The sequence below is a fragment of the Kineosporia sp. NBRC 101731 genome, assembly GCF_030269305.1.
Taxonomy (GTDB): Bacteria; Actinomycetota; Actinomycetes; order Actinomycetales; family Kineosporiaceae; genus Kineosporia.
On the sequence record NZ_BSTC01000002.1, the window covers coordinates 431,467 to 444,742 of the forward strand.

A 13,276-nucleotide genomic window follows, 5' to 3' on the forward strand; every position below is an offset into this window, starting at 1 on the left:
GTCTCATCGCCCGGTGATCATCGGGCAGTAACCGTCCCTTCCCCCTCGGGGACCTACCCAGGAGGTAACCGTGCTCGCGATTGCTGCCGCCGTGGCCTTTGGCCTTGCCCTGCTTCTTGACTTCGCGAACGCCGATCTGGGCGACGCGTTCACCAACACCACGCTGATGACGCTGGGTCTGTTCCTGCTGGCTCTGCACTTCGCCGGCGTCGGTACCCGTGGCCGGAGCCACCGCTGACCTCTCGGCTCCGGTAGTTCAGCCGACAGTCGTTCCAGCAGTGGACGACGTGGCTCAGTAGCGCGGTTGCGTGGGATCGATCTCGTCGATCCATCTCAAGACGCCTCCGGGTACGTGGGCCACGTCGTCCAGCCCTGCGTCACGGGCCATTTCGAGAACCTGAGCAGACCGTCCACCGCTCTTGCAGTGCAGCACCACCGGACGCCCCTGGGCGATCTGCGCGAGCAGAGCACCCGCGTCCCCCGTTCGCAGCACCGACATCGGCAGCCCGACCGCACCGGGGATCGACGCGATCAGCCGTTCTTCGGGTTCCCGCACGTCGACCAGCACGAAATCGTCGTCGCCGCGCCCACGCCGCTCCAGGCGCCGGGCCAGTTCGCCGACGCTGACGTCACTGGCATCACTGGCCTGGTCACCCGACCCGTCGGGCGCCGGGATGCCGCAGAAGGCCTCGTAATCCGCGGCCAGTTCACTGATCGGCACAGCGTCGGGGGCAGGCCGCACCCGAATCGTCTGCCAGGTCATCCCGGCCGCGTCGAACAGCATGATCCGGCCCAGAAGTGGCTCTCCGACACCGGTGATCAGCTTGATCGCCTCGGTCGCCATGACTGAACCGATGGCCGCGCACGTCACCCCCAGCACGCCCCCCTCGGCGCACGACGGCACCGACCCGGGCGGCGGGGGCGTGGGATGAAGGTCGCGATAGGTCACCGGCGCATGCCCCTGCGGCGGCCGCGACCAGAACACCGAGACCTGCCCGTCGAACCGGAACACCGAGCCCCAGACCAGCGGCACCCCGGCTATCGAACAGGCATCGCCGACCAGGTACCGCGTGGCGAAATTGTCGGTACCGTCGAGCACCACGTCGTGCCCCTCGATGATCTCCAGGGCGTTGTCACGGGTGATCCGGTTCTGCCGCGACTCCACCTTCACGAGGGGGTTCAGCTCGGCCAGGGCCCGCACCGCGCTGTCGACCTTGGGCGTTCCCAGCGCCGACCCGGCGTGCAGCACCTGGCGGTGAAGGTTCGACACCTCCACCACGTCGTCGTCGATCACGCTGATCGTGCCGACCCCGGCCGCCGCCAGATAGGTCAGCACCGGGCTGCCCAGTCCTCCGGCGCCGATCACCAGCACCCGGGCGTTCTTCAGCCGTCGCTGCCCCACACTCCCCAGGCCGGGCAGGAGCACCTGCCGCGAGTACCGGGTGAACTCGTCCGCGGTGAGCTCCTCACCGGGCTCGACCAAGGGTTGCATCGGCGGCCTCACGGGTGCGGCCAGGGATTGGGCCTGCAGCCGAGCAGGCCCTTCGTCTGCTGCATCATGAGCGGCGCCCGCTTTCCCCGACCGGCGCAGTACTCGTGACCGTGACCGAGGGCGTGACCCACCTCGTGGTTGACGACATAGTGGCGGTAACCCGTGCGGTCCTTCTTATATTCGGGGATCGCCTTGGTCCACCGGTACGTGGTCAGCACCACCCGCCCGCCGTTGCGGCAGGACAGCTTGCCGAAGGTCTTCAGCGGCAGGCACATCGACGCCGAGGTCTCCGGGCTGGCCAGCGTCACCGTGGTGAAGGCCTCCGAGGCCTTGTCGGTGCGCGCGAAGCGCCGGGTGCCGTCCTCGGTCCAGCTGCGGTCGTCGTTCAGCGTGGCCAGCACGAAGTCGGCGAACTTCTCCCCGTCGATCGCCACGCCCTTCTCGACCTGCACGCGCACCTTGTAGACCTTGCCCTGACCCGGCGCCTTGGCCGTGCCCTTCACCGTCCTCAGCGTGCCCGAGGCCTTCCACTTCACCTTCGCCGAGGTCAGACCGGCCTCCACATCTGCCTCGGTGAGGCCCTTGGGCAGGTCGGCGGTGTCGTCGGCGGTGGACGTCGTGTCGGACTCGCCCGCAGCAGTGCCGGTGGTCGTCGGGGTGGCCGGGGTCGGCGGGGTCGCCGTCGTCGCGCTGTTGGAGGACGATGTGGAGGACGAGGTGGTGGACGCGGTCGCGGAGGTTCCCTCCGACGACCCCGAGCAGCCGGCCAGGGCCAGGGCCATCACGACGAGCACGACCGGCAGAACCGCCGACCGGCCCCGGACCGCCAGATCATGGGCCTGCGCTGCGCACCGGGCGCCCGGAAGTCGCCCGCTCCCGCCGGCTCCGGGCACCGAATCCGGCGCATCCGGCGCATCCGGCGAATCCGGCCTGGTCGAGCTCATTGCGGCTGATCCCTCCTGTACGGCCACTTCCCGTCCGGCACGCTACCGGCCCCGGCGGGTCCTGAGAGCCGGGAGTACAGCCAGGTGACTGACGTGACTTCCGTGGGCGAAGACGGGCAGGCTGGACGCCGGTGTCCTCGACGGAGAGGGTGCAGCAAGAGGATGGTTAAGAACTCGCAGGTATCGGCTATACCCCTTTGAGTGGCGTTGAAACGTGGGAACGATCACCCGAATGGATGTACCTGGTACCGCAGAGTGTCTAGGCGCACCGCGATTTGGTAACGCCTCGTAGCCTTACAATCACTTAAAGCATCGGAATCGCGGGGGCGCAGCCGAAGCGTCTTAGCATCCGCTGACGGGCACTGATGCGGGGAGGCAAGCAATGTCGACACCAGAGGTGCGCTCGCGCGGAACCCGGCTGCCGAGGACGGCACGACGCAGCCAATTGCTCGGAGCAGCGCGAGAGGTATTCGTGGCTCAGGGCTATCACGCGGCTGCGATGGACGAGATCGCCGAGCGGGCCGGGGTCAGCAAGCCGGTCCTCTACCAGCATTTCCCGGGTAAACGGGATCTGTACCTGGCGCTGATCGAACAGCATTCCGCCGAGGTGGTGGAATGCCTGCGCGGGGCGATCGAGGGCACGACCGACAACAAGATGCGGGTCGCCGGGGCGATGGGGGCGTTCTTCGATTTCATCGACCGGGAGAACGAGTCGTTCCGGCTCATCTTCGAGTCCGACCTGACCAACGACCCGGACGTCCGGGCTCGGGTGGAGTCGGTGAACGAGCAGTGCGGGCGAATGGTCGCCGAGCTGATCCACGAGGAGTCCGGGCTGCCCTGGCCGGAGTGTGAGCTCATCGGGATGGGCCTCTCCGGCATGGCCCATGTCGCTGCGCGCTACTGGCTGCAGAAGGGGCGTCAGATGCCCCGGGAGGAAGCGGTGCGCCTGCTCGCCGGGATCACCTGGCGGGGTATCGCGGCCATTCCCCTGCAGGAGAACGAGGACATGCTGCCTGGTCAGCCGGCCACTCCCCGTCCTGTGACCGACCTGACCGACCTGACCGAGCTGGGCGAGAACCAGCCCGCGGCCCACCGGTCCTGAGCCTCGGCGAAGGGTCCGCCGACGGCACGGGCGAGGCGCGACGATTCCGCTGTCGGCTAATCATGCGTGCCGCCCGGTTCAGCGCGCCTTCTGGCGGTTAGGCTTTCGTCGACCAACGACAACGCCACCCCGCGAGGGGGCCGGCAAGGACGGAAGGGGCCACTCGCGTGGAGGTCAAGATCGGCGTCCGGGACATCCCGCGCGACATCGTGCTGGAGTCCGACGACTCGGCCGAGGCGGTCGCGAACGCGGTCGAGGCCGCGATCAGCGGCGGCTCGCTGCTGCGTCTCAAGGACGACAAGGGCCGCACGATCGTCGTTCCGGGCAACCTGATCGGCTACGTCGAGATCGGCGCGGAAGAGACCCGTCGCGTAGGTTTCGGCACGATCTGAGTTCGTGAGTGAAGAAGGCGCCGCTCCCGGTCATCCCGGGACGGCGCCTTCTTCACGTCTGGGTCCTAGAGCGTCCTGGACGGCCTAGGCGGACAGCCCCATCTCGGCCATCCGCTTGGTGTGCTGCTCGGTGATCCGGCTGAACATCGACACGATCCCCACCAGGCCCATGCCCGGGTGCTCGTCCGTGCCGGTCAGCAGCGTGGAGAAGGTGTCCCGGTCAGCCGCGACCCGCTGCCCCTGGCTGAGTGCCTCCCCGACCAGGCGGCGGCCCCACAGCGCCAGCCGGCTGCCCTTGATCGGGTCTTCGCTGATCGCCTGGCGCACCTCCTGCAACACGAATGACATCCGTTGGCCGGCTTCCAGAGTGCCCAGCACCAGATCGCGGGTCTCGTCGTCGACGTAGGTGCTGATCTCCCGGTAGAAGTCGGAGGCGATGCCGTCCCCGACGTAGAACTTGACCAGTCCCTCCAGCCAGTCCGAGGGCCGGGTGCGCTCGTGGAACCCGTCCAGCGCCTCCACGAACGGGGCCATGGCCTGCTCCGGGTCGGCGCCGATCTCCACGAGCCGGGCCCGCAGCCGGTCGTAGTGTGCGAACTCGGTGGCGGCCAGGGCGGCCATGTCCGCCTTGGCCGAAAGGCGTGGGGCAAGGTCCGCATCCGTGGAAAGTCGGATGAACGCGCTCAATTCGCCATAAGCCAGCGTGCCCAGTAGATCAACAACGGCCGCCCGGTATGCCGGATCGGTGAACCTGTCCTCCTGCTGCTCCATGATGAGGAGGGTATCCAGCCCTGGACCAGGTAGGATCAGTTAGTTAGAGGTAACTGTTAGACCCGTAAGTGGATGACCGGTCGCTAACACGGTCGGCTTCCGAATGCCGCAGCGCGGCCCGCCGGAGCGCCTTTTCCTTCGCCACCCCACCGGGGTCGGCGCGATCCGGCCGCAGGCCTGCGCCCCCGAAGAGTTAGGCACTGTGTGTCCGCTTCACCGAACGATTCAGAGATCCAGAATTCTTCCAGCGCCCCGGGCGACACCGTCGACCCGCTCGCGATCGCCGACCCGATCGAGGCCCTCGAGAAGGCCGGCGAGATCGTCGCCGTCGTCGAGAACGAGGCCGGGGCCGCCCCCGTCGTGGGCTGGGCCGAGCTGGGCACCGACCAGCGCATCACCGACGCGCTGATCAGTGCCGGCATGACCGCCCCGTTCCCGATCCAGTCCATGACCCTCCCCGTCGCCGTCAACGGCGGCGACGTGATCGGCCAGGCCAAGACCGGTACCGGTAAGACCCTCGGCTTCGGCATCCCGCTGCTGCACCGGGTCACCGGCCCCAAGGACGAGGGCTTCGCCGAGATGGCCCTGCCGGGCGCCCCGCAGGCCCTGGCGATCGTGCCGACCCGCGAACTCGCCACCCAGGTCGCCGAAGACCTCAAGGTCGCGTCGAAGAACCTCAGCGTGCGGATCCTGACCGTCTACGGCGGCCGGGCCTACGAACCGCAGGTCGAGGCCCTGAAGAAGGGCATCGAGGTGGTCGTGGGAACTCCCGGCCGCCTGCTCGATCTGGCCCAGCAGGGCCTGCTGAACCTGGCCCACGTGCGCACCCTGGTGCTCGACGAGGCCGACGAGATGCTCGACCTGGGCTTCCTGCCCGACGTCGAGAAGCTCATGTCACTCACCCCCGACGGCCGCCAGACCATGCTGTTCTCGGCGACCATGCCGGGCGCCGTGGTGTCGCTGGCCCGTAAGTACATGACCCAGCCCACCCACATCCGCGCCAGTGACCCGGACGACTCCGGCGCCACGGTGCTCGCGACCGCGCAGTTCATCTACCGCGCCCACGCGATGGACAAGGTAGAGATGCTGGCCCGGCTGCTGCAGGCCGAGGGCCGCGGGCTGTCGATCATCTTCACCCGCACCAAGCGCACGGCCGCCAAGGTGGCCGACGATCTGGCCGACCGGGGCTTCGCCGCCGCGGCGATCCACGGTGACCTCGGTCAGGGAGCCCGTGAGCAGGCGCTGCGGGCCTTCCGCAACGGCAAGATCGACGTGCTGGTCGCGACCGACGTGGCCGCCCGCGGCATCGACGTCGACAACGTCACCCACGTGGTCAACTACGCCTGCCCGGAAGACGAGAAGACCTACCTGCACCGCATCGGCCGTACCGGCCGGGCCGGCAACACCGGTGTCGCGGTCACGTTCGTCGACTGGGACGACATCCACCGCTGGGTGATGATCGACAAGGCGCTCGACCTGGGCATCCCGTCCCCGGCCGAGACCTACTCGACCTCACCGCACTTCTCCGAAGACCTGCACATCCCGGCGGGGGTCAAGGGCACACTCCCCCGTGCCTCGCGCACCCGCGCCGGCCTGGCCGCCGAAGAGGTCGAAGACCTGGGCGAGACCGGTAAGCGCGGTGGCGGCGCCAAGGTGTCGTCCCGGCGTGAGGGTGGCAAGGACAGTGGCGGCCGCGACGGCGGACGTGGCCGGGACGGCGGAAGCCGGGACAGCGGCGGTCGGGACAGCGGCGGTGGCCGCTCTCGGAGCCGGGGTCGCGACGAGTCGGGTACCCCCTCCGAAGACTCCGGTCCCGCCGAGGTCACCGGTTCCGACGAGTCGGCCGAGCCCCGTACCCGGCGGCCGCGGGCCCGTCGGCGCATGCGCTCCGGGGTTCCGGTCGACGGTGCGGCTGCCGACGGCACCCAGAGCACGGACACACAGGGCACCGACGCGCAGGGCACGGACGAGGCTCCCGCGGTGACGGCGACATCGGGTACCTCGACCGACGCGGCCGACACCTCCCCGGTCGGCGACGCCGGTGACTCCGCCGAGTCTGGTGACGCGGACGGCGAGGCCGCCCGCAAGCGCCGCCGCCGTCGTCGCGGTGGCCGGGGCTCGGGCTCCGGTGTGTCCGCGGCCGAGAACGCCCCTGCCTCGGCGGGTTCCACCGAGAGCTGAGTTCCCCCAAACACCTGTGGCCCGCACCGAAAGGTGCGGGCCACAGATGTTTTGCCGACCACCGCGAAGAGGTGAGGGGCCGGACCGGGAGTGGTGGGCGTCCTCAATCCGGCTCGGGCCGGTCGACCATCAGCCCCGCTGTTCGCGATCACGAACAGAGAGGGGGCTACAGTGCGCCGGCCTCACCCGGTGGCGGGTTGTGCATGCTGTGTGCGCCACGGGAAGGCCTGGTCGGAGCGACTTTTCGGCCACCGAAGCGCCAGGCCCGCAGCAGGCTGTCGGCGATCCGGAAGTACGCGCGCGCACCCGACGAGCTCGGTGAGGTGGCGATGATCGACGTGCCCACGCTGGGGGCCTCGGCGAACTTCACCGAGCGCGGGATCGGGCTGAGCACCGGCACCCGGTAGCGACGCTTCACGTCGCCGAGCACCGCGCGGGCGTGCGTCGAGCGCTTGTCGTACATGGTGGGCAGCAGACCCCGCACCCGTAGCCGCGGGTTGAGCAGACGGTGCACGTCAGCCACGGTGTCGAGCAACTGCCCGACGCCCCGGTGGCTGAGCATCTCGCACTGCAGGGGCACGATCACCTCGTCGGCCGCGGCGAGCGCGTTGAGCGTGAGCAGACCCAGGCTGGGTGAGCAGTCGAGAAGGATGACGTCGTAGGTGGAGAGCACCTCCTCCAGCCCCCGGCGCACCACGAACTCCCGCTGGGGGGCGGGCAGCAGCATCGCCTCGGCGGCCAGCAGGTCGATGGTGGAGGGCACCAGGTCCATGCCCTCGCTGGTGCGCAGGCGGGCCATCGACAGGTCGACCTCGCCGCGCACCACGTCGGAGATCGAGTACTCGACCACGTCGGGATCGATGCCCAGGCTGAACGTGAGGGACGACTGCGGGTCCAGGTCGATCAGGAGCACCCGGAGCCCGCGCAGCACGAACGCGGCACCGAGCGAAGCCACCGTGGTGGTTTTGGCGACGCCACCCTTCTGGTTGGCGACGGCGATCACGCGGCCCATGCATCTGTTCCCTCCAGGCGACGGGCCGGAAAGACCCGCTTTCAGACTATCGACAGACTGTGTCCGATTGGGCCGACGGAGGGCTCGACAGGCGATCAAGGGTCGAATCCGACAGGCTTGACCCATGGCAGCGAGCGCGACGGACGACAGGTGGGAACGGAGCAGTGTGCTCCTCCCCCTGTCCGGTACTGTCTCGCGGACGGTGGATCATGAATCCGGCCGCAGGCAGCCAGGATCCGACCAGACTGCTGCAGGCAGGGCGCGCAGAGCCTGGGAGCGGCGAGGTCAGATGGAGCAGGCCGAGATGGGTGCGGCGGTGGAGCCCCAGCCGGAGAACTGGGATCAACTGGAGCATCCGGCGGACGCCGGCCTCACCGACGACCAGGAACTCGAGCATGATCCTGATCACGATGCGGTGGGTCAGTGGGGCCTTTTCGGACCGCGCACCGTCACCTGGCGGGTGCACTCCGACCCCCTGATCGGTCTGGCGACACTGCGCGGCCTGGCCCTGCAGGTGCTTCACCCGGAGGGCATGGCGAACGTGTTCGCCACGGCGCGGAGGGTGGACGACCCGTGGGACCGGTTGCAGTGGTCGCAGCGGCACATGGGTGCGGTGATCTTCGGTAACAGCATCGAGGCCGCGATGACCGGCGCCCGGTTGCGTGCGGTGATGGGCCAGGTTCGTGGCTGGGCCGGTGACGGTGACGAGTTCCGCGGCGACGACGAGGAACTCGTGCTGTGGATGCACTGCTGCCAGGTCGCCTCGTTCATCGAGGTCACGCGGCGGGGCGGGCTCGACCTGACCGATGCCGAGCATGAGACCTACATCCAGGAACAAGTGCGCACGGCCGCGGTCTGGGGTCTCGAGCCCGACCAGGTTCCGGCCACGCGGCGTGACCTGGCTCGGTACTTCCGTCAGGTGCGGCCGCGGCTGCGCATGACGCACGAGGCCCGCGCCTTCATCTCGTCGCTGCTGAGCCCGGCCGTGCCGGAGCTGATCGCCATGACCCAGCGCAACCGCCCGTCGTGGGCACCGGTCGCCGGGTTGGCCTGGTCGTCGCTGCCGGGCTGGGCGCGGTCGCTGTACTCGTCGGTTCCCGGTGACGGAGCCGGTTCGCTCGCGCCGTCGGCCGCGACCGTGGCCCTGCACTCATTGCGCGACGAGTTGCTCATCGCACATCACTGAATCTTCTCCGGATCTCCCCCGGATCCTCCCCGGACCATGGTCGAGCCACCGCCCGATCTGGCCGGTCCGGATGCCCGGGTTCGCGCGAAGTAGGCAATCCATCACGGAAAGTTCGTGTTGGAGACCCAAAAGTGGGCGTCAGCCATTACTCTGACTCCTGCCCGGCCGCCCGGTCGGTGGCTCTGACCAGCTCACCGACCCAGACGAGGCGGTCCGTGGATGAACCGAGTGCCAGTTCCCGGCAGCCGGGCCGGGGTCGACCACGACCTGCTCGACCAGATCAGCGGGCAGGTGCGCGCCCTGGCGGCCGACTACCTGATCCAGTCGCCCATCGCGCTGGTGAACCCGGTCTGGCGGCTTCGGCGTGAGGTGTTCGAGCTGCTGGAGAAGCGCCAGCATCCCAGCCTGACGGCACCGCTGTACTCGCTGGCCGGCCGGCTGTGTGCCCTGATCGCCCACGCCAGTGCCGATCTCGGCGATCCGGTGGCGGCCGAGACGAACACCCGCACCGCCTGGCTGTGTGCCGAACTGGCCGACGACGACTCGTTGCGGGCCTTCATCCGCTGGGTCCAGTCCAACGTGGCCTACTGGGGCGGTGACTACCCGGGGGCGGCCCGGATCGCGCTCAGCGGCCGTCGGCACGCCACCAAGGGCAGCAACCTGTTGCGCCTGGCCAGCGCGGAGGCCAGGGCCTGGGCCGCGTGCGGTGAGACCCGCGAGGTGGAGCAGGCCCTCACCGTGGCGCGGGCCGAACGCGACCGGATCACCGGGGAGGACCACCAGGCCGGGGTCTTCCGGTTCGAGCCGGGCAAGGCGGCCTACTACGCCAGCGAGGCCTGGCTGGCCCTGGGCGGCGTGCCCAATGCCCGGCTGGCGGCCCGGGAGGCCACCGAGGCGCTCAGCCTGCTGCAGGCCGTTCCCGCCCAGCGTTCCCCCGAGCTGGTCGCGGCCGCCCGCCTGGACCTGTGCAACGCCCACCTGGCCCTGTCCGACCTCGACGCGGCGGCCGGCGAGCTGCGCGAGGTGCTGTCCCTGCCGACCGACAACCGCACCGGGCCGATCGTGGGCCGGGTGGCCACCGCGGCCGGCACGCTCCAATCGCCCGCATTCACCCGTTCGGCCCTTTCCCGGCAGCTCCTGGATGAGATCGCCTTGTTCCGGGCCTGTCCGGCCCGGCGCGACCTGTCGGACGCCCTGACGTAAACGCCCGACCCCACGGCTCTGCGAAACGGAGATCCGCATCGTGCTGCCCCCTTCCCCCCGGCCGTCGCCCCTGTCCGGCCCGGAACGCACTTTCCAGGTGGCCGTGTGCGGCCCCCGGGACTGCACCGACGAGCAGGCCGAGGCGGCGCGCCGGGTGGGCGAACTGCTCGCCCGGGCCGGGGTGACGGTGATCTGCGGCGGCGGTACCGGGGTGATGGCCGCGGTCGCCGCCGGGGCCAGTGCCCACGGCGGCACGGTGGTCGGCATCCGGCCCGGCCCCGACACCTCCGGCGCCAGCCCCGACCTGTCGGTGACGATCGTGACCAACCTCGGCGAGGCCCGTAACGCCGTCATCGTCTGGAGCGCCGACGCGGTGATCGCCGTGGGCGGGTCGTGGGGCACGCTCAGCGAGGTCGCCCTGGCCCGCCGGCGCGGCGAGGTACCGGTGGTGGTGCTCGACGGCTGGCGCGTGGTCGGGAAGGACGGCGAGCTGGTGGACGCCGGCATCGCCTATGTCGACAGTCCGGAAGAGGCCGTCCAGCAGGCCCTCCAGAACGCCTAGGCCTGTTCGGTCCCAGGGAGCTGCGAGACCCAGGGCACCTTGTCCTCGGAGGCTGCCTTCCCTTCCGGGCAGTGCCGGCGGAAGTCGCAGTACGAGCAGCCCGGTGAGGGTTTCGGCGGGAAGACGTCGCGTCCTTCGGCGTGGGCCCGATCCCCCGTGGCGGCCGCGTCACCCAGCGAGTTTGCCTCGGCCAGGCGGTTTTCCAGGCCCTCGCGGTCATAGCGCGCCACCGCCCGGGTGCCCGAGGGCAGGTGGTGCAGTTCGACCTGCACGCAGGGGCGGCGGTAGGTGCGGGCCGTGCCGACGGCGTACACGGCCAGGGCGAGGCTGGCGAAGGCGTCGGTCTCGTCCGGGGCCCGGCGCCCGGTCTTGTAGTCGACCACCACGAGTTCCCCGCCGCGCTGGTCGATCCGGTCCACCCGGCCGGACAGCGACAGCCGTTCCGTCGTCGCGGTGACCGTCTTCTCCACCCCCGCCGGTACGGCCATCGGGTCCTGCGCCGAGTCGAAGAGATACCTGCGCACCCACTCCACGGCGCGCCGCCCGGCCGCGGCCGACTGCTCACGGTCTGCGAAACCGTCGCTGAGCCAGCGTTTGCGCACCAACCCCTCCGCGCGTTCCGGCGTCCGTTGCGAGACCGGGGTACCCCACCAGTCGGCCAGCGCCGAGTGCACCGCGGCACCGATGCTGGTGTGCGCCCAGGCTCCACCCCGGCCCGGCTGGGGCTTGATCAGGTAGGTGAACCGGTAGCGGCGCGGGCAGTCCTGCCAGGTGGCCAGGCGCGTCGGGGTGCACGGGTAGAGCGGTTCGGGCATGCCGATCAGCTCGAGCTGGTCGTGCTGCTGATCCTCCTGCCGGACGTTCTGCTTCACGGCCGCACCACCCGCTCCGGCGTACCCTTCGCGACGATGGCCTCCAGCACCTCGGGCGCCGTGGTGTGCTCCCCGATCCGGTTGACCTTCCCGGTGCCGTGGTAGTCGCTGGAGCCGGTCATCAGCAGTCCGAGGTCGGCGGCCAGCCCGCGCAACCGCACCCGATCGGCCTCCTCGTGATCGCGGTGCTCCACCTCCAGGCCGGCCATCCCGGCCCGGGCCAGCGTGGCGATGTCGTCGTCGGACACCAGCCGGCCGCGCCGGCCGGCGCGGGGGTGGGCCATCACCGGCACCCCGCCCGCCGCGATCACCAGCCGCACGATGAGGTCGGCCTCGGGCGAGTGGTAGGGCAGGTAGTAGCGCGAGCGGCCGTGCAGCACGGTGGCGAAAGCCTCGTCGCGGCTGGCCACGGCCCCGGCCTCGACCAGGGCGTCGGCGATGTGGGGGCGGCCCACGGCGACGTCGGGCCGGCAGTGACGCTGCACGTCGGCCCAGGTGATGTCGAAGTCTTCCGACAACCTCTGCACCATCCGCTCGGCCCGGGTCAGCCGGTCGATCTTGGTCTGCTCCTCCTCGGCCAGCAGCGCCCGGTCGTCCGGATCGTGCAGGTAGGCCAGCATGTGCACGCCGATGCCGTGCATCTGGCAGGAGATCTCGGCCCCCGGTACCAGGGTCAGCCCCAGCTCACGGGCGGTCTTCGAGGCGGCCGGGATGCCGGCGGTGGTGTCGTGGTCGGTGAGTGCGACGACGTCCAGCCCGGCGGCCGCGGCCGCGGTCATCACCCCGGTCGGGTCGTCGGTTCCGTCCGAGGCGCTGGAGTGGGCGTGGAGATCGATTCGCACGCAGGTCAGCGTAGGCGCGGAGTCAGGGCGCCGCAGGGCAGATCGGGCTCGGAGTCCTCGTTACGGGCATCCACGAGGGAGAACCGGTTGAGCAGGGCCAGGGCGGCAGAGCTCGGCCAGGCCAGGACCCAGAGCCAGACGCCCGAGGCCTCGCCGACGTAGGCCAGGCCGTCGTCCAGCGGGATCGACCACAGCGGCACCTCGTGGTCGTCGGCGTGCAGCTTGATCTCCGCCGGGTCGTGCGCGGCCTTCTCGGCCAGCAGAGGGCCCGGGTCGACGCCGTCCATCCCGGCCAGGTGGGCACCCAGACCGACGCCCGGCTGCTCGGCCACGAAGATCAGGTCGACCGTGGGTTCCTCGTCACCGACCTCGGGCATCGGGTGCGGCCCGGAGACCGCGACCACGACCGCCACCGATCCCCCGGAACCGGCCCACTGCAGACCGGTGACCTGCCAGCCGTCAGGCATCGGGTGCGGTATCCAGACCGGCACCAGCGAGTCCAGCGCGACCTGACGGAGCAGCTTCTGCGTAGGCGCCTGGGCCGGGCCCACCGGCACGACGTCGCCGTGCTGTTCGCAGGTCCAGGCCGGGGCCTGATCGCCCGGTTCCCGGGCCACCGAACCACAGCGCGGGCAGGTTCGCAGAAGGGTCACCCTTTGACGGTTGCGCGCCGCGCGCCACAGGTCAAGCCGCCGCGCGAGGGCGTCTCACCGAAGC

General features: G+C 70.3%; 14 protein-coding genes. 7 read left to right on the plus strand and 7 right to left on the minus strand.

The features are described from left to right. Positions 1-70: 70 nt before the first annotated feature. Complete coding sequence (locus QSK05_RS09100; RefSeq protein WP_285595990.1) at positions 71-238, plus strand: hypothetical protein; 168 nt, start codon at positions 71-73, stop codon at positions 236-238. A gap of 54 nt (positions 239-292) precedes the next feature. On the opposite strand, the gene moeB is transcribed toward QSK05_RS09100, so the two are convergent. Together moeB and QSK05_RS09110 are read right to left on the minus strand one after the other, a co-directional pair. Further along, positions 293-1,492, minus strand: a complete 1,200-nt coding sequence (gene moeB / locus QSK05_RS09105) for a molybdopterin-synthase adenylyltransferase MoeB (protein ID WP_285595992.1) — start codon at positions 1,490-1,492, stop codon at positions 293-295. A gap of 8 nt (positions 1,493-1,500) precedes the next feature. Next, positions 1,501-2,436: a DUF3152 domain-containing protein gene (locus tag QSK05_RS09110; RefSeq protein WP_285595994.1), complete on the minus strand. Its 936-nt coding sequence runs from the start codon at positions 2,434-2,436 to the stop codon at positions 1,501-1,503. Positions 2,437-2,818: 382 nt separating this feature from the next. Here QSK05_RS09110 and QSK05_RS09115 point away from each other — a divergent pair, with 382 nt between their 5' ends. Both QSK05_RS09115 and QSK05_RS09120 read left to right on the plus strand, forming a co-directional pair. Further along, the gene (locus tag QSK05_RS09115) at positions 2,819-3,538 is read left to right on the plus strand and encodes a TetR/AcrR family transcriptional regulator (RefSeq protein WP_285595996.1); all 720 of its coding nucleotides are present in this window, start codon (positions 2,819-2,821) and stop codon (positions 3,536-3,538) included. A 167-nt stretch (positions 3,539-3,705) separates the two neighbouring features. Next, positions 3,706-3,930, plus strand: coding sequence for a DUF3107 domain-containing protein (locus QSK05_RS09120; RefSeq protein WP_285595998.1), 225 nt, complete (start codon positions 3,706-3,708; stop codon positions 3,928-3,930). Positions 3,931-4,014: 84 nt separating this feature from the next. On the opposite strand, the gene QSK05_RS09125 is transcribed toward QSK05_RS09120, so the two are convergent. Beyond that, positions 4,015-4,701, minus strand: a complete 687-nt coding sequence (locus QSK05_RS09125; protein WP_285595999.1) for a ferritin-like fold-containing protein — start codon at positions 4,699-4,701, stop codon at positions 4,015-4,017. Between the two features lie 204 nt (positions 4,702-4,905). Here QSK05_RS09125 and QSK05_RS09130 point away from each other — a divergent pair, with 204 nt between their 5' ends. Further along, complete coding sequence (locus QSK05_RS09130) at positions 4,906-6,882, plus strand: DEAD/DEAH box helicase (protein WP_285596002.1); 1,977 nt, start codon at positions 4,906-4,908, stop codon at positions 6,880-6,882. Positions 6,883-7,048: 166 nt separating this feature from the next. Here QSK05_RS09130 and QSK05_RS09135 read toward each other — a convergent pair whose 3' ends face one another. Beyond that, positions 7,049-7,894 carry a ParA family protein gene (locus tag QSK05_RS09135; RefSeq protein WP_285596004.1) on the minus strand — a complete coding sequence of 282 codons (846 nt, stop codon included), beginning with the start codon at positions 7,892-7,894 and terminating at the stop codon, positions 7,049-7,051. 289 nt (positions 7,895-8,183) lie between these two features. Here QSK05_RS09135 and QSK05_RS09140 point away from each other — a divergent pair, with 289 nt between their 5' ends. The 3 genes from QSK05_RS09140 to QSK05_RS09150 all read left to right on the plus strand — a co-directional run bounded on the left by QSK05_RS09140 (position 8,184) and on the right by QSK05_RS09150 (position 10,845). After that, the gene (locus QSK05_RS09140) at positions 8,184-9,080 is read left to right on the plus strand and encodes an oxygenase MpaB family protein (RefSeq protein WP_285596006.1); all 897 of its coding nucleotides are present in this window, start codon (positions 8,184-8,186) and stop codon (positions 9,078-9,080) included. A 219-nt stretch (positions 9,081-9,299) separates the two neighbouring features. Then, positions 9,300-10,283 carry an NsdA family TPR-like regulatory protein gene (locus QSK05_RS09145; protein ID WP_285596008.1) on the plus strand — a complete coding sequence of 328 codons (984 nt, stop codon included), beginning with the start codon at positions 9,300-9,302 and terminating at the stop codon, positions 10,281-10,283. Between the two features lie 40 nt (positions 10,284-10,323). Continuing rightward, positions 10,324-10,845 (plus strand): TIGR00725 family protein, encoded by a 522-nt coding sequence (locus tag QSK05_RS09150; protein ID WP_285596009.1) that lies wholly within the window; start codon positions 10,324-10,326, stop codon positions 10,843-10,845. Here the strand turns inward: QSK05_RS09150 and QSK05_RS09155 are convergent. Genes QSK05_RS09155 through QSK05_RS09165 form a run of 3 tightly spaced genes read right to left on the minus strand, consistent with a single transcriptional unit; the run spans position 10,842 to position 13,212 of the window. After that, positions 10,842-11,717: a RecB family exonuclease gene (locus QSK05_RS09155; protein ID WP_285596011.1), complete on the minus strand. Its 876-nt coding sequence runs from the start codon at positions 11,715-11,717 to the stop codon at positions 10,842-10,844. The two genes, QSK05_RS09150 and QSK05_RS09155, sit on opposite strands and share 4 nt — an antisense overlap. Then, positions 11,714-12,559: a PHP domain-containing protein gene (locus tag QSK05_RS09160; protein WP_285596013.1), complete on the minus strand. Its 846-nt coding sequence runs from the start codon at positions 12,557-12,559 to the stop codon at positions 11,714-11,716. The genes QSK05_RS09155 and QSK05_RS09160 overlap by 4 nt, the downstream gene beginning before the upstream one ends. Before the next feature lie 5 nt (positions 12,560-12,564). Then, positions 12,565-13,212 carry a DUF6758 family protein gene (locus QSK05_RS09165; protein WP_285596015.1) on the minus strand — a complete coding sequence of 216 codons (648 nt, stop codon included), beginning with the start codon at positions 13,210-13,212 and terminating at the stop codon, positions 12,565-12,567. Positions 13,213-13,276: the final 64 nt, after the last annotated feature.